This is a genomic window from Pseudomonas sp. S1(2024) (genome assembly GCF_046557535.1).
Map to the genome: position 1 here is coordinate 44,704 of NZ_JBKGFP010000092.1, position 24,072 is coordinate 68,775.

General features: G+C 63.5%; 21 protein-coding genes. 10 read left to right on the forward strand and 11 right to left on the reverse strand.

The annotated features are described in order from the left end of the window. The first annotated feature begins 78 nt into the window (after positions 1-78). The 4 genes from ACLCGK_RS25585 to pdxH all read left to right on the forward strand — a co-directional run bounded on the left by ACLCGK_RS25585 (position 79) and on the right by pdxH (position 5,458). On the forward strand, positions 79-2,313 hold the full coding sequence (locus tag ACLCGK_RS25585; RefSeq protein WP_410953233.1) for a beta-galactosidase: 2,235 nt from the start codon (positions 79-81) through the stop codon (positions 2,311-2,313). Positions 2,314-2,569: 256 nt separating this feature from the next. After that, the gene (locus tag ACLCGK_RS25590) at positions 2,570-3,715 is read left to right on the forward strand and encodes a serine hydrolase domain-containing protein (protein WP_410953234.1); all 1,146 of its coding nucleotides are present in this window, start codon (positions 2,570-2,572) and stop codon (positions 3,713-3,715) included. A gap of 99 nt (positions 3,716-3,814) precedes the next feature. Beyond that, on the forward strand, positions 3,815-4,792 hold the full coding sequence (locus tag ACLCGK_RS25595) for an OmpA family protein (RefSeq protein ID WP_015271535.1): 978 nt from the start codon (positions 3,815-3,817) through the stop codon (positions 4,790-4,792). A gap of 18 nt (positions 4,793-4,810) precedes the next feature. Next, positions 4,811-5,458 carry a pyridoxamine 5'-phosphate oxidase gene (gene pdxH, locus ACLCGK_RS25600; RefSeq protein WP_015271534.1) on the forward strand — a complete coding sequence of 216 codons (648 nt, stop codon included), beginning with the start codon at positions 4,811-4,813 and terminating at the stop codon, positions 5,456-5,458. A 143-nt stretch (positions 5,459-5,601) separates the two neighbouring features. Here pdxH and ACLCGK_RS25605 read toward each other — a convergent pair whose 3' ends face one another. Next, on the reverse strand, positions 5,602-5,835 hold the full coding sequence (locus tag ACLCGK_RS25605; RefSeq protein ID WP_410953235.1) for a hypothetical protein: 234 nt from the start codon (positions 5,833-5,835) through the stop codon (positions 5,602-5,604). A 146-nt stretch (positions 5,836-5,981) separates the two neighbouring features. Between ACLCGK_RS25605 and ACLCGK_RS25610 the strand changes: the two genes are divergently transcribed. Next, positions 5,982-6,446 (forward strand): glycine zipper 2TM domain-containing protein, encoded by a 465-nt coding sequence (locus ACLCGK_RS25610; protein ID WP_013973925.1) that lies wholly within the window; start codon positions 5,982-5,984, stop codon positions 6,444-6,446. 69 nt (positions 6,447-6,515) lie between these two features. Here the strand turns inward: ACLCGK_RS25610 and nhaA are convergent, their stop codons facing one another. From nhaA to ACLCGK_RS25650, 8 genes are all read right to left on the reverse strand, one after another. Further along, a complete protein-coding gene (nhaA, locus tag ACLCGK_RS25615; RefSeq protein WP_013973924.1) occupies positions 6,516-7,691 on the reverse strand; it encodes a Na+/H+ antiporter NhaA in 1,176 nt (391 codons plus the stop codon). 249 nt (positions 7,692-7,940) lie between these two features. Then, entirely contained in the window at positions 7,941-9,548 is a 1,608-nt protein-coding gene (locus ACLCGK_RS25620; protein ID WP_015271531.1) for an NAD(P)/FAD-dependent oxidoreductase, read from the reverse strand. A 103-nt stretch (positions 9,549-9,651) separates the two neighbouring features. Beyond that, complete coding sequence (locus tag ACLCGK_RS25625; protein ID WP_410953236.1) at positions 9,652-10,326, reverse strand: COG3650 family protein; 675 nt, start codon at positions 10,324-10,326, stop codon at positions 9,652-9,654. 242 nt (positions 10,327-10,568) lie between these two features. Then, complete coding sequence (locus ACLCGK_RS25630) at positions 10,569-11,270, reverse strand: ABC transporter ATP-binding protein (RefSeq protein ID WP_013973921.1); 702 nt, start codon at positions 11,268-11,270, stop codon at positions 10,569-10,571. Continuing rightward, positions 11,271-12,038, reverse strand: a complete 768-nt coding sequence (gene livG / locus ACLCGK_RS25635; protein WP_013973920.1) for a high-affinity branched-chain amino acid ABC transporter ATP-binding protein LivG — start codon at positions 12,036-12,038, stop codon at positions 11,271-11,273. After that, complete coding sequence (locus tag ACLCGK_RS25640; RefSeq protein WP_410953237.1) at positions 12,035-13,291, reverse strand: high-affinity branched-chain amino acid ABC transporter permease LivM; 1,257 nt, start codon at positions 13,289-13,291, stop codon at positions 12,035-12,037. The genes livG and ACLCGK_RS25640 overlap by 4 nt, the downstream gene beginning before the upstream one ends. Further along, positions 13,288-14,211 carry a high-affinity branched-chain amino acid ABC transporter permease LivH gene (gene livH / locus ACLCGK_RS25645; protein WP_013973918.1) on the reverse strand — a complete coding sequence of 308 codons (924 nt, stop codon included), beginning with the start codon at positions 14,209-14,211 and terminating at the stop codon, positions 13,288-13,290. The genes ACLCGK_RS25640 and livH overlap by 4 nt, the downstream gene beginning before the upstream one ends. A 185-nt stretch (positions 14,212-14,396) precedes the next feature. After that, positions 14,397-15,512: a branched-chain amino acid ABC transporter substrate-binding protein gene (locus tag ACLCGK_RS25650; RefSeq protein ID WP_410953238.1), complete on the reverse strand. Its 1,116-nt coding sequence runs from the start codon at positions 15,510-15,512 to the stop codon at positions 14,397-14,399. Positions 15,513-15,871: 359 nt separating this feature from the next. Here ACLCGK_RS25650 and ACLCGK_RS25655 point away from each other — a divergent pair, with 359 nt between their 5' ends. Continuing rightward, on the forward strand, positions 15,872-16,183 hold the full coding sequence (locus ACLCGK_RS25655; protein WP_023660958.1) for a DUF2288 domain-containing protein: 312 nt from the start codon (positions 15,872-15,874) through the stop codon (positions 16,181-16,183). Positions 16,184-16,447: 264 nt separating this feature from the next. Next, positions 16,448-17,335, forward strand: a complete 888-nt coding sequence (locus ACLCGK_RS25660) for an NAD(P)-dependent oxidoreductase (RefSeq protein WP_410953239.1) — start codon at positions 16,448-16,450, stop codon at positions 17,333-17,335. Here ACLCGK_RS25660 and ACLCGK_RS25665 read toward each other — a convergent pair. Both ACLCGK_RS25665 and rapA read right to left on the reverse strand, forming a co-directional pair. Then, complete coding sequence (locus ACLCGK_RS25665) at positions 17,235-19,499, reverse strand: putative bifunctional diguanylate cyclase/phosphodiesterase (protein WP_410953246.1); 2,265 nt, start codon at positions 19,497-19,499, stop codon at positions 17,235-17,237. The genes ACLCGK_RS25660 and ACLCGK_RS25665 overlap by 101 nt on opposite strands. 180 nt (positions 19,500-19,679) lie before the next feature. Further along, positions 19,680-22,526, reverse strand: coding sequence for an RNA polymerase-associated protein RapA (rapA, locus tag ACLCGK_RS25670; RefSeq protein ID WP_274121147.1), 2,847 nt, complete (start codon positions 22,524-22,526; stop codon positions 19,680-19,682). 161 nt (positions 22,527-22,687) lie between these two features. Here rapA and ACLCGK_RS25675 point away from each other — a divergent pair, with 161 nt between their 5' ends. The 3 genes from ACLCGK_RS25675 (at position 22,688) to ACLCGK_RS25685 (ending at position 24,006) form a co-directional block, all read left to right on the forward strand. Then, positions 22,688-23,383, forward strand: a complete 696-nt coding sequence (locus tag ACLCGK_RS25675; RefSeq protein ID WP_410953240.1) for a M949_RS01915 family surface polysaccharide biosynthesis protein — start codon at positions 22,688-22,690, stop codon at positions 23,381-23,383. 64 nt (positions 23,384-23,447) lie between these two features. Further along, a complete protein-coding gene (locus tag ACLCGK_RS25680; RefSeq protein ID WP_003258942.1) occupies positions 23,448-23,777 on the forward strand; it encodes a hypothetical protein in 330 nt (109 codons plus the stop codon). Between the two features lie 67 nt (positions 23,778-23,844). Then, positions 23,845-24,006 (forward strand): hypothetical protein, encoded by a 162-nt coding sequence (locus tag ACLCGK_RS25685; protein ID WP_003258944.1) that lies wholly within the window; start codon positions 23,845-23,847, stop codon positions 24,004-24,006. The last annotated feature ends 66 nt before the right edge of the window (positions 24,007-24,072 follow it).

Consider the following 24,072-nt stretch of genomic DNA (forward strand, 5'->3'; position numbering starts at 1 on the left):
CCGGAGCACACTTGCTCCGGTGCGTTGTCCATTACTCAGTCGTGGGCCATGAGGGCCCTGAAGGAGAGCCCCAGCCTTATGGTCCGCCGTACCCTGCCCGCCGTTTTTGCCCTGTTGTTCAGCTCGCCGTTGCTGGCTGGGCAGCAGACGCTTTTCAGCTTCGTGCGCCCGGCCTCGGTGGTCAATGTGGCGACCGAGGATGCCGGCATGCCGCAGTACAACGCGGAGCAGACGGCCGAAGGCGAAGTGTTGCGGCGCGTGGTGTTCAACCCGGCCGAGCGGCCGACCCTGCGCCTGAGCCCGCAAAGCGGTGTGTGGGACTGGTCCGGCGGTCAGTTCCTGACCTTGCGCCTGCAAAGCGCGATGGATTGGGCGCTGACCGTGGATGTGGTGGTGCAGGGCAGTGATGGGCGCACGTTGACCAGCCGCATCGACCTTCCGGCCGGTCCTGCACAAACCGTGATGGTACCGCTGACGGCCAGTTCGCCGTTGAGCCAAGGCATGCGCGCCGGCCCGCCCATGCCCTGGAACCATGGCGGCCAGCGCCTGCTGCTGACCAGCAGCGCCGGTGCGGTCGACCTCAAGCAGGTGACGTCGGTCAGCCTGAGTATCCCCAACCCCAAGGTGGCGCAGAACCTGCTGATCGAGCGGGTGGGCATTCAGGATGACGACCAGGCATACAAGGCGGCCTACCAGGAGCTGATCGATGCCTATGGCCAGTCCACCCGCGGCCATTGGCCAGAAAAGGTTACCAATGACGAGCAGCTCAAGGCGGCCGATGTACGCGAGCAGCAACAGCTCAAAGGCTGGCTGGCAGAGCGTGGCAAGCAGCAGCTGGACGCTTACGGAGGCCTGCTGGCCGGGCCGGCGTTCGAGGCCAAAGGCTTCTTCCGCACCGAAAAGCGTGACGGCCGCTGGTACCTGGTAACGCCCGAGGGGCATCCGTTCTATTCCCTGGGGGTGAATGCCGTCGCCGCGGATGGCGGGCGTACCTACGTCGCCGGGCGTGAGGGGATGTTCAAGGGGTTGCCGGTTGAGGGGGATGCACTGGCCGCATTCTATGGTGATGGCAACAACGACGATGGCAACCCCTCGTCGCAAGGTCGCAACTTCAAGCAGGGGCGCTGGTTCGATTTCTATGCCGCCAACCTGCAGCGCACCTATGGCAAACCCTGCCCGCCCGCGGTAGAGGGGCAGCCGGCAAGCTGCCCACCATTGGCGCTGGATACCGCCCGCTGGCAGGCGCATGCGCTCGACCGCCTGCAGGCCTGGGGTTTCAACACGGTCGGCAACTGGAGCGAACCGGCACTGGGCCAAGCCAGGCGCATACCGTACACCTTGCCGCTATCGATCGTGGGGGATTACGCCAGCATCAGCACCGGCATGGACTGGTGGGGCCGCATGCCCGACCCGTTCGACCCGCGTTTTGCCATGGCCACCGAGCGCGCCGTTGCCATTGCCGCCCGCGATCACCGTGACGACCCCTGGCTGATCGGCTATTTCGCTGACAACGAACTGTCCTGGGCCGCCCCCGGTAGCGACCCGAAGGCGCGTTACGGCCTGGCCTACGGAACCTTGCGCCTGACTACCGATGTACCGGCCAAGCGCGCCTTCCTCAAGCAGTTGCGTGACAAGTACCGCAATCAGGAAGGGTTGTCCAAGGCCTGGGGCATCGAGCTGAGCGCCTGGGAACTGATGGAGGACCCGGGCTTCGAGGCACCGTTGCCGAACCCGGAGCACCCGGAAATCGAGCGTGACTACCAGCACTTCCAGCAGGTGTTCGCCGAAACCTACTTCAGGACCATTGCCGACTCGTTGAAGTGGCATGCGCCCAATCACTTGCTGCTGGGTGGCCGCTATGCCGTCAGCACGCCGGAGGCGGTCAAGGCCTGCGCCGAGTTCTGCGATGTGCTCAGCTTCAACTTCTATACCCTCAAGCCGCAGGACGGCTACGACTTCACCCGCCTGGCCGAGCTGGACAAGCCGGTGTTGGTGTCCGAGTTCCAGTTCGGCTCGCGCGATCGCGGGCCGTTCTGGCCGGGGCCGCTGGAAGTGGCGCGGGAAGAAGACCGTGGCCCGGCCTACGGCAACTTCCTCAAGGCGGCCCTGGCGCAGCCGATGATCGTTGGCGCGCACTGGTTCCAGTACCTCGACCAGCCGGCCAGCGGCCGCCTGCTCGATGGCGAGAACGGTCACCTAGGGTTGGTGGCGATCACCGATATGCCATACCCGGGGTTTGTCGATGCCGTGCGCAAGAGCAACTTCCAGGCAATGAGCCAGCTGCGCGTCCAACTGGAACAACCGGCGCCCTAGCCCAGGACGACGCGGTCTGGTGTAGGAGCGGCCTTGTGTCGCGATGGGCTGCGCAGCAGCCCCAGGATCTCAGTCGCAATGCACAAATTGCCGGGACTACTGCGCAGCCCATCGCGACACAAGGCCGCTCCTACAGGGGCACCGTTAGTTCTGGCTGCCATTCGTCGCGACCACTTGGCCCAAGCCAGTTTGCAAAACACGCAACTACTGAAACAATGCACACCATTTTCGGAATTGGTCGTACGGAGAACAGCGGGTGCAGATCCAGGGTCACTATGAGCTGAAGTTCGAAGCAGTGCGCGAAGCCTTCGCCGCGCTGTTCGATGATCCCCAGGAGCGTGGCGCCGCGCTGTGCATCCAGGTTGGTGGCGAAACCGTGGTCGACCTGTGGGCCGGCAGTGCCGACAAGGACGGCCAGCAGGCCTGGCACAGCGATACCATCGCCAACCTGTTCTCCTGCACCAAGACCTTCACCGCTGTCACCGCCCTGCAACTGGTCGGCGAGGGCAAGCTGGCCCTTGATGCGCCGGTGGCCAACTACTGGCCCGAGTTCGCCCAGGCAGGCAAACAGGCGATCACCCTGCGCCAGCTGCTCAGCCACCGCGCCGGCTTGCCGGCCATCCGTGAGCTGCTGCCGGCCGAGGCACTGTATGACTGGCAGGCCATGGTCGATGCTCTGGCTGCCGAAACGCCCTGGTGGACACCCGGCAGCGAGCATGGCTATGCCGCCATTACCTACGGCTGGCTGATCGGCGAGCTGATCCGCCGTGCCGACGGCCGTGGCCCCGGCGACTCGATCGTGGCCCGTACCGCTCGGCCGTTGGGGCTGGATTTTCATATCGGCCTGGCGGACGATGAGTTTCATCGCGTAGCGCATATCGCCCGTGGCAAGGGCAACGCCGGGGACGCTGCAGCTCAGCGCCTGCTGCAGGTGACCATGCGCGAGCCCGAGGCCCTGTCGACCCGCGCCTTCACCAACCCGCCGGCGATCCTGACCAGTACCAACAAGCCGGAGTGGCGGCGCATGCAGCAGCCAGCCGCCAACGGCCATGGCAATGCTCGCAGCCTGGCGGGCTTCTATGCCGGGCTGCTGGACGGTAGCCTGCTCGAATCAGAGCTGCTCGACGATCTCACCCGTGAGCACAGCCTCGGCCAGGATCGTACTCTGCTCACCCAGACCCGTTTTGGCCTGGGCTGCATGCTCGACCAGCCAGACGTGGCCAATGCCACGTTCGGCCTCGGGGCCCGCGCCTTCGGCCACCCAGGTGCCGGCGGCTCGGTTGGTTTCGCTGACCCGGAACACGATGTGGCCTTCGGTTTCGTGGTCAATACCCTTGGCCCTTATGTGCTCATGGACCCGCGAGCCCAGAAACTGGTACGCGTCCTTGCCAGTTGCCTTTGATCGGGTAATGCGGGTATTGCCCCAGCCCTTTGACTATCCTCAATGCCAACGCCTGAAGGGCGTAAGCAAAATTTCTTTCTATTTCATGGTGTATCGCTGATGTCTTCACACAAAACCTTAGCACTCGCCCTGTGCCTGACCGCCGTTACCGGCTGCGCCAGTCACCCCCAGGACGGCTCGAAGGACAGCGCCTCGAGCTGGTGGCCCTTCGGTTCGGACAAGGTTGCCGAGCAGGAAGTGAAGCAAGCCGTCACGGAAAATGTGGCCAAGGCCGACGCCAAGTCCGACAACGCCAGCCGTTGGTGGTGGCCGTTCGGCGGTGAAGAGAAGCAGGCCAAGGGGCCGGTGGTGCCGAAGGTAGACCAGAAGGCCACCCAGGCCTGGCTGGACGAGTACGAGCCAAAGCTGCGTGAGGCGATCAAGGGCAGCAAGCTGGAGCTGGAGCGTCGTGACAACGTGCTGGCCGTAACCATCCCGGTGGACAGTTCGTACAACCCCGATCGTCCGAACATGCTGCTGCCGATGACCCTGGGCCCGATTACTCGTGTGGCCAAGACTGTCGAAGGCGATGCCAAGACCGCCGTGCTGGTGCTCGGCCATGCCGACAGCAGCGGGGTCGCTGCCGCCAACCAGAAGCTCAGCCTGGAGCGCGCCGCTTCGGTGTCGGCCATCTTCCGCCTCAGCGGCCTGCAGCGTGACCGTCTGAACCTCAAGGGCATGGGCTCGGAAATGCCGCGCGCCGCCAACGACAGCGCCGAGGGCCGTGCCCTGAACCGCCGTGTGGAAATGCTGTTGACCCCGCAGAACACCATGGTCGCCCTGCTGGCCAAGTACCAGCAAGCCGCCCCGGCCCGCGCCCCGATGGTGGCGGTGCAGGACGTCAAGGCGCCTGCTGCCAAGCCTGCCGACAGCAAGCCGGCCATCAAGGCTGCGGCGAAGAAGCCTGTGACCAAAGCCAAGGCCAAGGCGCCAGCCAAGACCACGGCCAAGAAAAAAGCTGCGCCGGCCAAGCCGGTTGCCAAGAAAGCTACCACTGAAAAGAAAGTAGCTGCCAACAGCCCTGCGAAGACCAACTGATCGTCAAGGAACGCAGCAATGACCCAATCCCTGGCCGATATGCGCCGCGACTACACCCGTGATGGCCTGGCCGAATCCCAGGCCCCGGGGGAGCCGTTCGCCCTGTTCCACCAGTGGTTCGCCGAAGCGGTGAAAACCGAGCAGGTGCCGGTGGAAGCCAACGCCATGACCTTGGCCACTGTCGACGGTGAAGGCCGCCCGCACTGCCGTATCTTGTTGCTGAAGGGGCTCGATGAGCGTGGCTTCACTTTCTTCACCAACTACGATAGTGCCAAGGGCCAGCAACTGCTGGTCAACCCTTTCGCCGCCATGACCTTCTTCTGGCCGGCGCTGGAGCGCCAGGTGCGCATCGAAGGGCGGGTGGAAAAGGTCACCCCCCAGGAGTCTGACGCCTACTACCAGGTGCGCCCGCTGGGTAGCCGCCTGGGGGCTTGGGCTTCGCCACAGAGCCAGGTGATTGCCGGTCGTGAGGAGCTGGAGGGGCTGGTCAAGGCCACCGAGGCGCGCTTTTCCGACACCCAGCCGCATTGCCCGGAACATTGGGGTGGGTATCGTTTGCTGCCTGAACGCATCGAGTTCTGGCAGGGGCGGGCCAGCCGTCTGCATGACCGACTGAACTACCGGCTGGTAGATGGGCAATGGCTGCGGGAGCGGTTGGCGCCCTGAGATTGTTGGGGCCGCTTTGTGGCCCTTTCGCGACACGAGGCCGCTCCTACAGGAGATCGCGATCCCGGCAACTGACGCGGCCCCCTGTAGGAGCGGCCTTGTGTCGCGAAAGGGCTGCGCAGCAGCCCCGGCACTCCATCAGGCTACCCAGGATACCCCGCAGCTTCCCGCTCCAGCCACCCCGCCAACTGCTTGCGCCCCACCTTCTCCACCCGCGCCTGCTCCAGCCTTTGCACCATATAAGCGCGTTTTCCGGGGTCCGCCCCAGCCAGCGACAACGCCAGGTCACGGTCCATCCAGCGGCGCATGCGCACATACAGCCACCAGTGGAAATACAGCCCCGCAACGGTGGTGACCACGACGATGAAGTAATCCATGGCTATCCTTGGTCTCACTTGAAAGGCCTCGACACAGCCGTGCAGGCTGTCCCTTGGCTGAATGAAAACAATTTTATTACGTTTGTACCGTGACAGCCGTCAACGTGCAGCGTCTAATGAGCACCTGACTTATGGAGACCTTACCCATGCGTAAATCCGCTTTGCTGGTGGCGACCTTTACCACCATGTCGCTGTTGCTGGGTGGCTGTGCCTCGAGCCTGACCGGTGACAGCTACTCCCGTGATGAGGCCCGCCGCGTGCAAACCGTGCGCATGGGCACTATCGAGTCCCTGCGTCCGGTCAAGATCGAAGGCACCAAGACCCCGATCGGTGGCGGTGCTGGCGCCATCGTCGGTGGCGTGGCCGGGAGCGCCGTGGGTGGTGGCCGTGGTAGCATCGTCGCCGCCGTGATCGGTGCCGTTGCCGGTGGCCTGGCGGGTTCCGCCGCCGAAGAGGGCCTGACCCGTACCCAGGGTGTCGAAATCACCGTGCGTGAGGACGATGGCAGCATGCGTGCCTATGTGCAGGCCGTGCAGCAGAACGAGATCTTCCGCGTTGGCGACCGCGTGCGCATCATGACCGTCGATGGCACCAGCCGCGTCACGCACTGACCGTAGCCCAACAAGACAAAACCCCGACATGGCGCTCGCCAGTCGGGGTTTTTTCATGCTGCGGCCAGGTCAGCCGACGTTCGACTTGCGGCTGGCCATGGCGGTTACTGCATAGCCGATCACGGCGGCGAAGAACGAGCCGGTGAGAATACCCATGCGGTCCATCCCGGCGTAATCACTGCTGCCAGGCACAAAGGCGAGCGAGCCGACGAACAGGCTCATGGTGAAGCCGATACCGCAAAGTATCGCCACACCCAGCAATTGCCCCCAACTGGCGCCTGCAGGCAGCGCGGCCAGGCGCAGCTTTACCGCGACCCATGTCAGGCCGAAGACACCCACGGTCTTGCCCAGCAGCAGCCCCACGGCGATGCCCAGTGGCACCGGGTGGGTGAAGCTTTCTACGGTCATGCCTGCCAGCGATACACCGGCGTTGGCGAAAGCGAACAGCGGCAGGATGGCGTAGGCAACCCAAGGATGCAGGGCGTGTTCCAGGGCGAGCAGTGGTGAGCGTTCGGCATGGCGCGTGCGCAGCGGGATGCACAGGGCCAGGGCGACGCCGGCCAGGGTGGCATGCACGCCGCTCTTGAGCACGCAGACCCACAGGATCAGGCCAACGACCATGTAGGGCCCAAGCTTGACCACGCCAAGCCGATTCATCGACACCAGCAATACCAGGCAGGCGGCAGCCAGCAGCAGCGACATGCTCGACAGGGTGCCCGAGTAGAACAGGGCAATGACGATGATCGCACCCAGGTCGTCGATGATCGCCAGGGTCATCAGGAACAGTTTCAGCGACACCGGCACGCGCTTGCCCAGCAGGGCCAGTACGCCGAGGGCGAAGGCGATGTCGGTGGCTGTGGGGATAGCCCAGCCGGCTATGGCGGCAGGGTTGTCACGGTTGATGAACCAGTAGATCAGTGCCGGTATCACCATGCCGCCCACGGCGGCGGTGGCTGGCAGGATCACTTGGGAGGGCTTGGACAGGTGGCCGTCGACCACCTCGCGCTTGACCTCCAGGCCGATCAGCAGGAAGAACAGGGCCATCAGGCCGTCGTTGATCCAAAGCAACAGCGGTTTGGCGATGTGCAGCGCACCGACCTGAACGGCGACGGGAACGTCGAGCAGGCCGCTGTAAAGGTAGGACAGCGGCGAGTTATTGATGACCAGGGCCAGGATGGCCGCAGCGATCAGCAACAGGCCACTGGCGGCTTCGAGCTGGAAGAAGCGGGTGAACAGGCTACGCACGGGCTATAGGCTCTCCATGAGCAGTTGACAATGGAACGGGCGTACACCCTAGCCTGTGACGATATGCTTTCAAACAAAAACCATATTCGTTTTTGTTATATGGTATTGCCGGCTGGGCTGCGGGAAAGCCTAGACGCAGATGGGGAAGGAGTGGGGAGGGGAAGTCTGATGTTTGTTGTGGATTTTTCTGATGTCTGCAGTGGCCCTTTCGCGGGTTTACCCGCGAAGAGGCCCTGGCATGTAAAAGACTCAGAGGCCGAGCATATCCCGCGCCACCGCCTCAGCGATGCGAATCCCATCGACACCCGCCGACAGGATCCCGCCCGCATACCCGGCCCCTTCACCCGCCGGGAACAGCCCCTTGAGGTTCAGGCTCTGGAAGTCCTCACCGCGGGTAATGCGCAGCGGCGAGGAGGTGCGGGTCTCGATCCCGGTCAGCACTGCATCATGCAGGTTGTAGCCCTTGATCTGCCGGTCGAACGCTGGCAGCGCCTCGCGAATGGCTTCGATGGCGAAGTCCGGCAGGCTCGGCGCCAGGTCGCCCAAGGTCACGCCCGGTTTGTAGGACGGCTCGACACTGCCCAGTGCAGTCGACGGCCGGCCAGCGACGAAGTCACCCACCAGCTGTGCCGGGGCCTGGTAGTTGCTGCCGCCCATCACGTAGGCGTGGGCTTCCAGGCGTTCCTGCAGCTCGATGCCGGCCAGCGGGCCGCCCGGGTAATCGCGCTCGGGGTCGATGCCGACGACGATGCCGGAGTTGGCGTTGCGCTCGTTACGCGAGTACTGGCTCATGCCGTTGGTAACCACCCGGCCTGGCTCGCTGGTTGCTGCGACCACGGTGCCGCCTGGGCACATGCAGAAGCTGTACACCGAGCGGCCATTCTTGGCGTGGTACACCAGTTTGTAGTCGGCGGCACCGAGTTTCGGGTGACCGGCGTACTTGCCCAGGCGCGCCTTGTCGATCAGCGTTTGCGGGTGCTCGATACGGAAGCCCACCGAGAACGGTTTGGCTTCCATGTACACGCCTTTGGCGTGCAGCATGCGGAAGGTGTCGCGGGCACTGTGGCCCAGCGCTAGCACCACATGGCGCGAGTGCAGCTGTTCGCCGCTCTCCAGCACCACGCCGGTCAGTTGCCCATCCTCGATCAGCAGGTCGGTGACCTTCTGCTGGAAGCGCACTTCGGCGCCGAGGGCGATCATGTCCTGACGCATCTGCTCGACCATGCCGGTGAGGCGGAAGGTACCGATGTGCGGCTTGTTGATGTACAGGATCTCGTCCGGCGCACCGGCCTTGACGAACTCCTCCAGCACCTTGCGGCCGTGGTGCTGCGGGTCCTTGATCTGGCTGTACAGCTTGCCGTCGGAGAAGGTACCGGCACCGCCTTCGCCGAACTGCACGTTGGACTCGGGGTTGAGCACGCTCTTGCGCCACAGGCCCCAGGTGTCCTTGGTGCGCTGACGTACTTCCTTGCCGCGCTCGAGGATGATCGGCTTGAAGCCCATCTGTGCCAGCAACAGGCCGGCGAAGATGCCGCACGGGCCGAAGCCGACCACGATCGGGCGCTCCTGCAGATCGGCAGGGGCCTTGCCGACGAACTTGTAGGTTACGTCTGGCGCCGGGCCGATATTGCGATCGTCGGCGAACTTGCTGAGCAGCTCGGCTTCGTTGCTGGCTTCCAGGTCGATGGTGTAGATGAACAGCAGTTCGCTGTTCTTCTTGCGCGCATCGTAGCTGCGCTTGAACAGGTTGAAGCTGAGCAGTTGCTCGTCGCGGATGCCCAGGCGCTGGACGATCGCTTCACGCAGGGCTTCGTCGGGATGGTCCAGGGGCAGCTTCAGTTCGGTGATTCGTAGCATGGCAGGGTCCAGTATCCCGGCCATGGGCGGCCGGCGGCTTTACACAAACCGCCAAGTATAAGCTGTTCGCCGCCCCGACTGGCAGGATAAAAGCACCCGGCGATCAGTTGTCGCGTGCACCGCCATAGTAACCGCAGCCCAGCAGGCTCTTGCCGTCGATGCGCAGTTCGGCACGCAAGTGGCGGATGGCGCCGGTGGCGGTGTCTACACAGCGTTGTGGCGCGACCCACAGCTCCACGTGCTGGCCGTTGGCTTCGCTGGTCAGGGTCAGGCCGCCGCCGGGCACTTCTTCTTCCAGAAAGGGCAGGGGCAGGGGATCCTGGCCGACGCGGTTGAGCACCATGCCTTTGCCGCTGGCCTTGATGTCCCATTCCGGCTCATGGCCGTTGGCGCGCAGGGTCAGCTGCTTGAAGTTAGGGTCTTCACAGGCGCGGGTGGAAGGTTCCAGGCGGTACAGGCGGCGAACTTCCAGCTGGCCGTCGTTGTTGGCCTGCCTGCTGCCGGTGAGGTGGCCACGGACGTCGGCGAACAGTTTGTCGTTGGCGTCCTTGGCGAGGTTGGCGGCTTCCTGCAGGATGCCGGTTGCGGCGACGTCGTTGATCACGAAAGTACGGTTTTCGCTGCACGGCTTGAACAGCAGCTGGCCACCGCCGGCACGCAGCTCGCCCTGCATGCGCGTAGTGCCGATGTTCGGGTCGCTGGGGGTGTCAGCCATGAGCTGGCAGCCTGCGAACAAGGGCAGCAGGGCGGTGAGCAGCAGGGTGGGGGTGAGGCGCATGGGGCGGGCTCCGGGGAAATCTTTGCCATGAAAGCCGGCCACGTTACTCAGGCTGGCGCTGGATCACAAGTTAATGGTTGCCTGTGCTGGCCCTATCGCCGGCAAGCCAGCTCCCACAGGCCCCCACAACTTTCAGGAACTGCGGGGTATCTGTGGGAGCTGGCTTGCCGGCGATAGGGCCAGTACAGGCAATACATTTCTGACAGGTAGAAAAAAGGGCCAGTAGATGGCCCTTTTCCAGGTCAACCCCCCAGGTACGCGTCGCGCACCTTCGGGTCGGTCAGCAGTGCTTCCCCAGTACCCTGCATCACCACCCGGCCGTTCTCCAGCACATACGCCCGGTCAGCGATCTTCAGCGCCTGGTTGGCGTTCTGCTCCACCAGGAACACCGTCACGCCATCACGGCGCAGCTGTTCGATGATGTCGAAGATCTGCTGGATGATGATTGGCGCCAGACCCAGCGATGGCTCGTCGAGCAGCAGCAGCTTGGGCTTGCTCATCAGCGCCCGGCCAATGGCGAGCATCTGCTGCTCGCCACCGGACATGGTGCCGCCACGCTGGATATAACGCTCCTTCAGGCGCGGGAACAGCTGCAACACCTTGTCCAGCTGCTCCTGGTAATCGCCCTTGTCGGTGAAGAAACCACCCATTGCCAGGTTTTCCTCGACGGTCAGGCGGGAGAACACGCGGCGGCCTTCCGGTACCACCGCGATGCTCTTGCGCATGATGTGCGAAGACGGCTGGCCGACCAGCTCTTCACCCAGGTACTTGATGCTGCCGCTGTGCGCCTGCGGCGAGCCGCACAAGGTCATCAGCAAGGTTGACTTGCCGGCGCCGTTGGCGCCGATCAGGGTGACGATCTCGCCCTGGTTGATCTCCACATTGACGCTGTGCAGCGCCTGGATCTTGCCGTAGAAGGTGGAAACGTTCTCGAACTTCAGCATTTACGCTTCCCCCAGGTAGGCTTTGATCACGTCAGGGTTGTCGCGGATCTCTTCCGGCGTGCCGTGGGCCAGGGGGGTGCCCTGGTTGATCACCACGATATGGTCGGAAATGCTCATCACCAGCTTCATGTCGTGCTCGATCAGCAGCACGGTGACGTTGTGCGACTCACGCAGGTAGGCGATCAGCGCCTTGAGGTCTTCGGTTTCCTTCGGGTTCAGGCCCGCAGCCGGTTCGTCGAGCATGATGATGCGCGGCTGGGTCATCATGCAGCGGGCGATTTCCAGGCGGCGCTGCTGCCCGTAGGCGAGGGTGCCGGCGGTACGGTTGGCGAACTCGGTCAGGTTGACCTTCTCCAGCCAGTACTGCGCGCGCTCCATGGCCTCCTTCTCGCTGCGGCGGAAGCTTGGGGTCTTGAACAGGCCGGCGAAGAAGTTGGTGTTGAGGTGGCGGTGCTGGGCGATCAGCAGGTTTTCCAGCGCGGTCATTTCCTTGAACAGGCGCACGTTCTGGAATGTTCGCACCACGCCCTTGCGGGCGATCTGATGCCCGGCCAGGCCCTGGATCGGCTGGCCATCGAGCAGGATGGTGCCGCCGCTGGGCTTGTAGAAGCCGGTCAGGCAGTTGAACACGGTGGTCTTGCCGGCGCCGTTCGGGCCGATCAGTGCCACCACCTGTTTTTCCTTTACGGTCAGGCCCACGCCGTTGACCGCCAACAAGCCGCCGAAGCGCATGCTCAGGCCGCTGACTTGCAGAATTTCGCGGCTCATCGACGCAGCTCCATGTGTGGACGTTGCATAGGCAGCAGGCCTTGCGGACGCCAGATCATCATCAACACCATCAGCGCACCGAACATCAGCATCCGGTATTCGCTGAACTCACGCATCAGCTCGGGCAGCAGGATCATCACGATGGCCGCGAGGATCACGCCCAGTTGTGAGCCCATGCCGCCGAGCACGACGATGGCGAGGATGATCGCCGACTCGATGAAGGTGAACGACTCCGGCGTCACCAGGCCTTGGCGCGCAGCGAAGAAGCTGCCGGCGAAACCGGCGAAGCAGGCGCCCAGGGTGAATGCCGACAGCTTGATCACGGTCGGGTTCAGGCCCAGAGCGCGGCAGGCGATCTCGTCTTCGCGCAGGGCTTCCCAGGCGCGGCCGATCGGCATGCGCAGCAGGCGGTTGATCACGAACAGCGCCAGCAGGGCCAGCAGCAGGGCCACCAGATAGAGGAAAATGACCTTGTTGATCGAGTTGTATTCCAGCCCGAAGAACTCATGGAACGTCTGCATGCCTTCGGCGGCACGGCGTTCGAAGGTCAGGCCGAAGAACTCCGGCTTGGGAATGTTGCTGATGCCGTTGGGGCCGCCGGTCCAGTCGGTGAGGTTACGCAGGAACAGGCGGATGATCTCGCCGAAGCCGAGGGTCACGATCGCCAGGTAGTCACCGCGCAGGCGCAGCACCGGGAAGCCGAGCAGGAAACCGAAGGTAGCGGCCATGAGGCCGGCGATCGGCAGGCATACCCAGAAGCTCCAGCCCAGGTAGTGCGAGAGCATGGCGTAGCTGTAGGCACCGACGGCGTAGAAGCCGACGTAACCGAGGTCGAGCAGGCCTGCCAAACCGACCACGATGTTCAGGCCCAGGCCCAGCAACACGTAGATCAGGATCAGCGTGGCAATGTCGACCGCGCCGCGCGAGCCGAAGAACGGCCATACCAGTGCCGCGACGATCAGGCCGATGATCACGTAGCGCTGGGTTTTCGGCAGGGTCAGGTAGTTGCTGACCGCCGGCGGGATCAGCTTGCGATCCGAACGGCGGCCCATTACCGAGTTCCACTGCTTGTCGAACAGCACGCGCAGGAACATCAGCACCGAGCACAGGGCAATGATGCTGAGGTTGAACGAGCCCTGGCTGTGCACGGACAGGCTGATGCCGTCGATGCTCAGTTTCAGGCCCAGTACCGGGAAGGCCACGGCCCATACCAGCAAGGCGCTGAAGAACGCCTGTTTGAGATTTCTGTTCATACTTTTTCAACCTCCGGGCGGCCCAGGATGCCGGTCGGCCGGAATAGCAGGACAAGAACCAACAAGCCGAATGCCACCACGTCCTTGTACTGGTCGCCGAAGATATCGGCACCGAACGCTTCGGCCACGCCCAGCACCAGCCCGCCGAGCATGGCGCCCGGAATGCTGCCGATGCCACCCAGCACCGCCGCGGTGAAGGCCTTCAGGCCCACCAGGAAACCGGCGTTGGGGTTGATCACCCCGTACTGCATGCTCAGCAGCACGGCCGCCACCGCCGCCAGGGCGGCACCGATGACGAAAGTGAGGGCGATGATGTTGTTGGTGTTGATGCCCAGCAGGTTGGCCATCTTGATGTCCTCGGCGCAGGCGCGGCAGGCGCGGCCCAGGCGGGAACGGGAGATGAACAGCGTGAGGCAGGTCATGGCCACCAGGGTGACCACGAACACCAGGATCTGCATGTAGCTGATCAGTACTTCCTCCGCGCCGCCTGGCCCGAACGAGAAGCTTCCGGGGATCAGGTTGGGGATGGACTTGTCCTTGGAATCTTGCGACAGCAGGACGGTGTTCTGCAGGAAGATCGACATGCCGATGGCGGAAATCAGCGGGATCAGACGGTTGCTGTTGCGCAGGGGGCGGTAGGCAACCCGTTCGATGCTGTAGCCATAGGCACTGGTGACGAAGATCGTCGCGACAAAGGCGACGGTCATCAGGACAGGCAGCGAATGGATACCCATCATGGCCAGGCCCGCCAGGGCGATGAAGGCCACGTAGGAACCGATCATATACACCTCGCCGTGGGCGAAGTTGATCATGCCAATGATGCCGTACACCATCGTGTAGCCGATGGCGATCAAGGCATAGGTGCTGCCGATGGTCAATCCATTAACCAGTTGTTGGAAGAAATGGTAGATCTCAGGCATTACAGCGCTCCTAAAAACCTGATTTGCATTTCGCTGGCGGGGGTAGGCCAGGAAACCGCGGGTGACGGTTTTAAGATTTTCAGGTGAGCCCGCCCCCGGATCGCGGGGATCAGGCCCATGAACCTCGTAAAACAAAGCCCACTGCTCGCACAGTGGGCTTCTACGGTCAGCTATTAGTCACGCAGTTACTGAGGGGAGACTTCGGTCTTCGGCTTGCCGAAGTGCCATTCGTAGACCACGAACTTGAAGTCTTTCAGGTCGCCTTTGTCGTCGAACGACAGGTCACCGGTCGGGGTCTTGAAGGTACCTTTGTGGATGGCGGCTGCCACCTTGTCGGCATCTTCGGACTTGGCTTCCTTGATGCCCTGGGCGATCAGCTCGACAGCCGAGTAGGCCGGGAACACGAACGGGCCGCTTGGGTCCTTGCCGTCAGCCTTGATGGCGTCGACGATCTTCTTGTTCGCAGGGTCCGCGTCGAACGACTTCGGCAGGGTCACCAGCAGGCCTTCGGAGGCGTTCTGGGCGATTTGCGAGATGGAGTCGTTGCCCACGCCTTCCGGGCCCATGAACTTGGCTTTCAGGCCCTTTTCCTGAGCCTGACGCAGGATCAGGCCCAGCTCTGGGTGGTAGCCGCCGTAGTAGACGAAGTCGACGTTGTTCTGCTTGAGCTTCTGGATGATCGAGGAGAAGTCCTTGTCACCGGCGTTCAGACCTTCAAAGACGGCCACCTTGGTGCCTTTCTTCTCCAGGGTCTGCTTGACCGCGGTAGCGATGCCTTCACCGTACTGCTGCTTGTCGTGCAGAACGGCGACAACCTTCGGCTTGACGTGGTCGGCGATGTAGTTGCCGGCAGCCGGGCCCTGGGCGCTGTCCAAGCCGATGGTGCGGAAGATCAGCTTGTAGCCACGTGCGGTGATTTCCGGGGAGGTCGCGGCCGGGGTGATCATGATCACGCCTTCGTCTTCGTAGATGTCGGACGCAGGCTGGGTAGAGCTGGAGCACAGGTGGCCAATGACGAACTTGACGCCGTCGTTGACCACTTTGTTGGCGACTGCCACGGCCTGTTTAGGATCGCAGGCGTCGTCGTATTCCTTGGCTTCGAGCATCTTGCCATCCACGCCGCCCGCGGCGTTGATATCCTTGATGGCTTGCTTTGCGCCGATGAATTGCATGTCGCCGTACTGGGTCACAGGGCCGGTCTTGGGGCCTGCAATCCCGATCTTGATGGTATCGGCGGCAAACGAATGGCTGGCTACCCCTGCCAGAACCATTGCGGCGAACAGCTTGGAAATCTTGATCATAGTGCTCCACTCATTCTGTTGTAATTCTTATAGTCCTGGCGGCCAGGGCTACAGACCGGGCGGGATTTGCGGCGTGGCCATGCCAACGCGCAAGCCCACCTTCCCCCGGAACATGTCCCGGAACTGTACCGGTACAGTGTAGAGCGCTGTTCGAGCGCTTGAAAAGCGGTCGAAAAGTGCCTGCTTCCTGGGTTGTCGCTTGATCGACACAAAGATACAGAAAGGCGCCATCAAACTGCCTGCATCTGCGACCCCGCCCCACAAGTTCGGGATCAATCGACCAAATTACATATTTGAAACCGGGTTTTTCTGCAAAAATGCCGACCTTTTTTATTGGCCGATTTTTGCGGATACCACCCATGACTGATCAAACAAGCACCCTCTATGCCAAATTGCTTGGCGAGACGGCAATCATCGAGTGGAAAGCGCTGGAGCGTTTCTGGGCCAAGGGTGACCTGATTTGGGTCGACCCGAGCCTCGACCTGATCACCGTTGCCGAGGCGATGGCCGAGAATCGCAGCGAGATCTTCGCCAAGTGGCGTAGTGATGGCACTGTTGGTCCGGTAACCGCCGAGCAGGCCCTGGACCTGCAAAGCCGCGATCCAGAGATCTGGGCGGTGGTGGTTTCGCCGTTCATCGTGATTCAGGCAAAGCGCCCGACAGAGGCATGATCGCTTTTGGTGCGCGAAAATGCGCAGCAGCCCCGTTTTGGTGCTTGAAGGCGCTCAAGGCGGGTAGAGGGAAGTAACAATTCGGCGTGGCGGTAACAGTTTACGGGATGCGTAATGGGGGCTGCCTTACAGCCCTTCGCGGGCATGCCCGCTCCCACAGGTCAGATGTTGCTCTTCAGACCAGCGCTGGTCCTGTGGGAGCGGGCGCGCCCACGAAGGCCGCAAAGCGGCCCGGATCAATATCGAATTTGTCCGGAGTCATTGATGAGCACTGCACTACCTTCGCTTGGATTCGCCGGCATCGGCCTGATGGGCCTGCCCATGTGCCGGCGCCTGCTGGCAGCGGGTTACCCGCTGACGGTATGGAACCGCAGCCCGGACAAGTGCGCTGCACTGGTCGCGGCTGGCGCGCGCCTGGCCAGCAGCCCTGCCGAACTGTGCCGCGACAGCGACATGGTGCTGCTGTGCCTGGCCGACACGGCCGTGGTCCGCGAGGTGGTGTTCGGCGAGCAAGGCATTGCCCAGGGCGGACGCAGCGGCCAGTTACTGGTCGATTTCTCCAGCCTGGAGCCAACCGCCACTCGTGAAATGGCCGCCGAACTGGCAGCGCTGTGCGGCATGGCCTGGCTGGACGCGCCAGTGTCCGGGGGCACCCCCGGGGCCGAAGCCGGCACCCTGGCGATCATGGTCGGTGGCGAGGCAGCCGACCTGGAGCGTGCGCGCCCGGTACTGCAGGTACTTGGCCAGCGCGTGACGCATATGGGCGCGGTGGGCGCAGGCCAGGTGACCAAGGCCTGCAACCAGATGATCGTGGCCTGCAATGCTCTGGTAATCGCCGAAGTGGTTGCCTTGGCTGAACAGTCCGGTGTCGACGCGACGCTGATCGCCGAAGCGCTGGCGGGTGGTTTTGCCGACTCCAGACCGTTGCAGATCCTCGCTCCGCAAATGGCCGAGAGCCGCTTCGAGCCGATCAAGTGGCATGTGCGCACGCTGCTCAAGGACCTCGATGGCGCGGTCAAGTTCTCCCGCGAGCAAGGGTCGGCGACGCCGCTCAGTGGCCTTGCCGCACAATTGATGCGCCTGCACGCAAGCCAGGGGTACCTGCAAAAGGATCCGGCGACCCTGGTTGAGCTGTATCGCAGCAAGGGCTGAACACGCCGCCCTTGTGCCGAACCCGCTCCAGTAGCGAGCGTAGTTCGGCCAGCGGCTCCGGGGGGGCCAGCAGGTAGCCCTGCAGGTAGTCGCAGCCGTGGGCTTGGAGAAACGCCAGCTGTTCGGCGGTTTCCACGCCCTCGCTGACCACCTGCAGATGCAGGGTATGCGCCATGACGATGATCGCCTGGACAATTTCGCGATCCTTCTGGCTGCCCGGCACATCCTGCAGGAAGCTGCGGTCGACCTTAAGCACGTCCAGCGGCAGGCGCTTGAGGTAGGCCAGCGACGAGTAGCCGGTGCCGAAGTCATCGATCGACAGCGCCACGCCCAGGGCGCGTATGCGCGTGAGCAGGTTAACCGTGCGCTGGATGTCACCCATCAAGGCGTTCTCGGTCACTTCCAGTTCCAGCTGTCGGGGTGCGAGCCCGGCGTGGAACAGCGCCTTTTCCACTTCGTTGGGCAGTTCGTCGTGACTGAGGGTGACGGCCGAACAATTGACCGTGACCTTGAGGTTTCCATGACCGTGGCGCTGCAGATAGGCCAGGTCGGTGCAGGCGTGGCGCAGCACCCACAGATCGAGGTCGATGATCAGCCCGTTGGCCTCTGCGATGGCGACAAAACGATCAGGCCCGAGCAGGCCGTGTTGCGGGTGTTGCCAGCGCACCAGGGCCTCCAGTTTGGCCACTTGCCTGCTGCGCAGGTCGAAGATCGGCTGGTAGTGCACGCATAGCCCATGCTCCTCGAGCAGCGCCACCCGCAGTTCCTCTTCCAGTTGCAGAGCAATCGAGGCCTGGGTCTTCAGGCTGTCGTTGAAGAAGTTCAGGCTGTTGCGCCCGTTACCCTTGGACTGGTACAGGGCAAGGTCTGCATGCTTGAGCAGCTCTTCGGCGGTGGTGCCGTCGTCGGGGAAGATGCTGATGCCGATGCTGGTGGTCATGACCATGCGCCGGCCGCCCAGGTTTATGGGCTCTTTCATCCTCTGCATGATGCGCTGGGCCAGGTGGCGGGCTTCGTCGCGGTTGGTGAGGCTGGTGACCACGCAGAACTCGTCGCCGCCCAGGCGTGCGACCAGGTCGCGGTTTCGGGTGGCGGCCTTGATGTGTCCGGCGATCACTTTGAGCAGTTCGTCGCCGGCGTCGTGACCGAGGCTGTCGTTTATGCGCTTGAAATGGTCGATGTCGAGGAACATCACCGCCAGGTGGCTTTCCGTGGCCTGGTGCTCGGCCAGGCGTTCGGCGAACACCTGGTTGAAACCGCGGCGGTTGACCAGGTTGGTCAGGGCGTCGTAGTGCGCGGCCTGCTGCAGCGAAGCGCGGGCCTGGTCCAGTTGGCTGAGCAGCACGCTGACCCGGCGCAGGTCGTGCTCCTTGCTTTGCAGCTTCTTGTCGGCCAGTGCGGTACTGATGCTGGCAGCACTGATCAGCATGGTGATGAAGCCGATGCCCAGCGCCAGTTGCAGGCTGTTGTCGCCAGAGGGCAGGCGCAGGGCGGTGTCGGCCGGGATGACCAGGGTCATGGCCGACATCGCGGTAAAGTGGGTGGCAACGATACCACCAGCCATCAGCAGGCTGGCGCCGTACTTCATGGCCTGGTGCAAGGTACCGCTGCCCTGCCGGAAGTAGCGGGCCAGGTATAGCGCGGTCAGGCTGGTGAGCAGGGCAATGGTGGCAGAGGCCAGCAGCAGGCCGGTCTGGTAGTACTGGCGGGCACCGGTTTCCAGGGCGGCCATGCCTACGAAGTGCATCAGGATGATGCCCAGGCCGATCAGTACCGCACTTCGCAGGTAATGGATTGCGCGCATCTGGCTGCGGTCGAGGCTGTGCATGGCCAGCCAGGCGACGGCCAGTGCGATGAGCAGCGAAAGGATGGTCAGGGAAGCGTCGTAGTGCACTTCCACTGGTGCCCGGAAGGCCAGCATGCTGATGAAATGCATGGCCCAGATGCCACCTGCCAGGCAGCAGGCACCGAGCATGTTCCATTGTCGGTGGGCGGTGGGGTCTTCGCTGTGGGATTGTCGCTCGGCCATGTCCAGCGTGGCGAAGCAGGCCGCACAGGCGACGAGGTAGGCAAGCAGAACCAGGAACGGTTCATGCCGGCAATCGATGACGATGCGCCCGGTTGCCGGCAGGTCGGCGAACAGTTGCAGCCCCAGCCATTCCATGGAATGCCTCATGATCGAGTTTTCACTCGTCTGCGCTAAACCCTGTGCAGACTGTCCAGAGGCAGTATAGGAAGAGGTGTTTAAGCCTTCCTGACTAATGGCACATTGATTCCTACGATTTGGTTATGGAATCAATCGCCGCCAAGAATATTGGCTCGCATTTGTAGGAGCGGGGAAAGACTAGCCAGCCACCAGCACGCGAATGGCTTCCAGGCGCAGGGCGGCCTTTTCCAGCATCGCCAGGCCCTCTTCGCGCTGCTTGCGCAGCGCTTCGATCTCGCTGTCGCGCACGCTCGGGTTGACCGCTTGCAGGGCGACCAGACGGGCCAGTTCTTCGTCGGCCTCCGCTGTAAGGCGGCGCTGGGCCTCGGCCACGCGCTCGACGTGGGCCGGCATGACCTTGGCCTCGCCGCTGCCGATGCGCTGGGCCAGCACGTCACGCTGGGCCTGGACGAACTTGTTGGCGCTGGCGCGTGGCACGCTTTCCAGCTGGTCGTTGAGGGTTTCGAAGGCCACGCGGGACGCCAGGTCGTTGCCGTTGGCATCGAGCAGGCAGCGCAATGCCGCCGGTGGCAGGTAACGCCCCAGTTGCAGGCTGCGCGGTGCCACCACCTCGCTGACGAACAGCAGTTCAAGCAGCACGGTCCCGGGTTTGAGCGCCTTGTTCTTGATCAGCGCCACGGCGGTGTTGCCCATCGAGCCGGACAGCACCAGGTCCATGCCGCCTTGTACCATCGGGTGTTCCCAGGTGAGGAACTGCATGTCCTCGCGCGACAGCGCCTGGCCACGGTCGTAGGTGATGGTCACGCCTTCGTCGTCACCCAGCGGGAAGCTGGCGTCGAGCATCTTTTCGCTCGGCTTGAGGATCAGGGCGTTCTCGGAATGGTCTTCACTGTCGATGCCGAAGGCGTCGAACAGGGTTTCCATGTAGATCGGCAGGGCGAACTGGTCGTCCTGTTCGAGAATGTCCTCGACCAGCGCCTGGCCTTCGCCGGCACCGCCGGAGTTGAGCTCCAGCAGACGGTCACGGCCGGTATGCAGTTCGGCTTCCAGGCGTTCGCGTTCGCTGCGGGCGTCGGCCACCAGGGCTTCCCAGGCCTTGCTTTCGCCACCTTCAAGCAGTGGCAGCAGGCGCGGGCCGAACTGGTGCTGCAGGGCGTTGCCGGTAGGGCAGGTGTTGAGGAAGGCGTTGAGGCCTTCGTGGTACCACTGGAACAGGCGCTCTTGCGGGCTGTCCTGCAGGTACGGGATATGCAGCTGGATGGTGTGCTTCTGGCCGATACGGTCGAGGCGGCCGATGCGCTGTTCTAGCAGGTCGGGGTGCGCTGGCAGGTCGAACATCACCAGATGGTGGGCAAACTGGAAGTTGCGGCCTTCACTGCCGATCTCGGAGCAGATCAGCACCTGCGCGCCGAACTCTTCGTCAGCGAAGTAGGCGGCGGCGCGGTCGCGTTCGAGGATGCTCATGCCCTCATGGAACACCGAGGCCGGGATTCCGGAGCGCACGCGCAGGGCGTCCTCCAGGTCCATCGCGGTTTCGGCATGGGCGCAGATCACCAGCACCTTGGTACGCTTTAGCATCTTCAGGGTGTCGATCAGCCAGTCGACGCGCGGGTCGAAACGCCACCAGCGCTCGTCATCGGCCACCTCGCCCTGGGCCTGGAAGGCGACTTCCGGGTACAGCTCGGCATGTTCGCCGGCTGGCAGGTCGCGGTACTGCTCGGGCGTCGCCAGTGGGTAAGGGTGCAGCTGGCGCTCAGGGAAGCCCTGGATCGCCGCGCGGGTGTTACGGAACAGCACGCGGCCGGTGCCGTGGCGGTCGAGCAGCTCACGGATCAGGCGCGCGCTGGCCTGGGTATCGCCGTCGCTGACCGCAGCCAGCAAGGCTTCGCCTTCGGCACCCAGGAAGCCCTGGATGGTGGCGTGGGCCTTGGGCGACAGGCGGCCTTCGTCGAGCAGTTCCTGTACGGCTTCGGCCACCGGGCGATAGTGCTCACTCTCGGCGCGGAAGGCGGCCAGGTCGTGGAAACGGTTGGGGTCGAGCAGGCGCAGGCGGGCGAAGTGACTGTCCTGGCCGAGCTGCTCGGGGGTGGCGGTGAGCAGCAGCACGCCCGGGATCACCTGGGCCAGCTGTTCGACCAGGCCGTATTCGGCGCTGACCTGGTCTTCGTGCCAGACCAGGTGGTGAGCTTCGTCCACCACCATCAGGTCCCAGCCGGCAGCGAACAGCGCGTCCTGGGCCTTTTCGTCGTCGACCAGCCACTCCAGGGCCACCAGCGCCAGCTGGGCATCCTCGAACGGGTTGCTGGCGTCGCTTTCGATGAAACGCTCGGCGTCGAACAGGGCCACCTGCAGGTTGAAGCGGCGGCGCATTTCCACCAGCCACTGGTGCTGGAGGTTTTCCGGTACCAGGATCAGAACGCGGCTGGCGCGGCCCGACAGCAGCTGGCGGTGGATCACCAAGCCGGCCTCGATGGTTTTGCCCAGGCCCACTTCGTCGGCCAACAAGACGCGTGGCGCGCTGCGGTCGGCGACTTCGCGGGCGATGTGCAACTGGTGGGCGATGGGTTGGGCACGGCAGCCGCCCAGGCCCCACAGCGCCGACTGCATCTGCTTGCTGGTGTGCTGCAGGGTGTTGTAGCGCAGGCTGAACCACGAGAGCGGGTCGATCTGCCCGGCGAACAGGCGGTCGCTGGCCAGGCGGAACTGGATGAAGTTCGACAACTGGGTTTCTGGCAGGGTGCGCGGCTGGTTCTGCCCGTCCAGGCCGTGGTAGACCATCAGCCCGTCGATGTCCTCGACCTCGCGCACGGTCAACTTCCAGCCTTCGAAGTGGGTGATCTGGTCACCTGGCGAGAAGCGCACGCGGGTCAGCGGCGCATTGCGCAGGGAATACTGGCGGGTGTCGCCAGTGGCCGGGTAGAGCACGGTCAACAGGCGGCCATCCTGCGCCAGGATGGTACCCAGGCCGAGCTCGGCTTCGCTGTCGCTGATCCAGCGTTGCCCCGGTTGATACTGCTGCGCCATACTGCCTGAACTCCCGCGATGAAAAAGCCGGTTATGTTAACGGATCGGCCGGTCAGACCAAAGTGCCGAGCGCATCGAAAGGTGCCGAAGTGCGATAGGTAGCAACAGTCTAGCCGCTTCATCGTCCCCCACCGTGCTGCCGACGAGGGCTCCGGATCAACATGTCTGCCAAGCACCGCTGGATCAGCGCTTCGATGGCCGTGGGCAGCCTGTTGCTGCTGGCCGCCTGCGAGCAGAAAAACTTCGAGACCTTGCCCGCCATCCCGATCGAACAGCTCGAGGTGCTGGGCGTGCAGACGCCGATCAAGAGCGTGCACTTTCGTGACCGCGACGGTGAAGGCCTGCTGGTGTTGAGCCGCAGCGATGGCCAGGCCAGCGACCCGGAAAGCGAGCAGGAAGTTGACAAGGTGGTACTCAAGGCCACGCTGTACGGGCGCAAGGCCGAAAATGACGCTTTCAAGGCGCGCTGGCAGATCGAACAGGAAACCACCTGCCCGGGCCTGGACCTGGATGTGGACTTCTATAACGACGTCAGCGATGTCGGCGACCTGAACAAGGACGGCATCGCCGAGGTGACGGTTGCCAGCCACGCATTCTGTGGCGGTGGCATCGACCCGCACGACATCGCCATCGAGATGCGCGAGGGGCAGGCCAGCTATAGCATCACCGGCCAGTCGCTGATCACCCCGGCAGGTGAAGAGCCGATCGGCGGTGAGCGTGAGGACAGCGCCTCGCTCAAGGGCGCGCCGCAGGTGCTGCGCGAGCACATGGACGCGGTCTGGCAGCAGGTGTACAAGCGGCCCTGGAGCGAGGCCAGCCCGCCAAGCGACGACAACCCTGACGACGAAGCCGAATAAGTGTTGTGCATGCCATCAAGGTAAACCCGCGCCTGCCGATACAGGGGGGCATAGGAGAACGTCCATGCTGCCACCGATCATTCCGCTCAGTGCCGCCCCGGTGACCTCGCAACAGGACCCGGTCAAGCCGACACCCGACATCAAGCCGGTGGTGCCGACCCAGCCTGCATCCGGTGAAAGTGCCATCGACCTCAAGCAGCAGCGTGACCCGCAGGAGCAGGCGCTGCTGCTGCGCGACGAGCAGCGCCGCCAGCAGCAACGTCGGCAGAAGGGCGACGACGAACGCTACAGTGCAATGCCGGGTGACGAGGTCAACGCCGACAACACCGTGCCGGTAGCGCCATTGATGGGCGAGCATGTACGCCAGGGGCTGCTGGTGGACATCGAAGTCTGACATGGGGCTGGTCAGCGCCAGCGCCTGGCTTCATCATGCAAGTCTCAGTTGATCGTCGAGCCCACCCATGAGCCAAGACAACCTCATCGATTTCGATGCCGAACGCGCCAAGCGCGTCCACGACCTCAAGGAAAAGCGCCTGAACGAAATGCGCAATGCGTTCGAGCAGGCCCTGCCGTTGAACAGTGCCAAGAAAAAGAAGCCCAAGGGCAAGCCGAAGAAGCGCTGAAACTTGACGCAGGTCAACCCTGCACCCGCCTCGCGTGCCCGGCCCCGGGCACCATTGACCCCGATC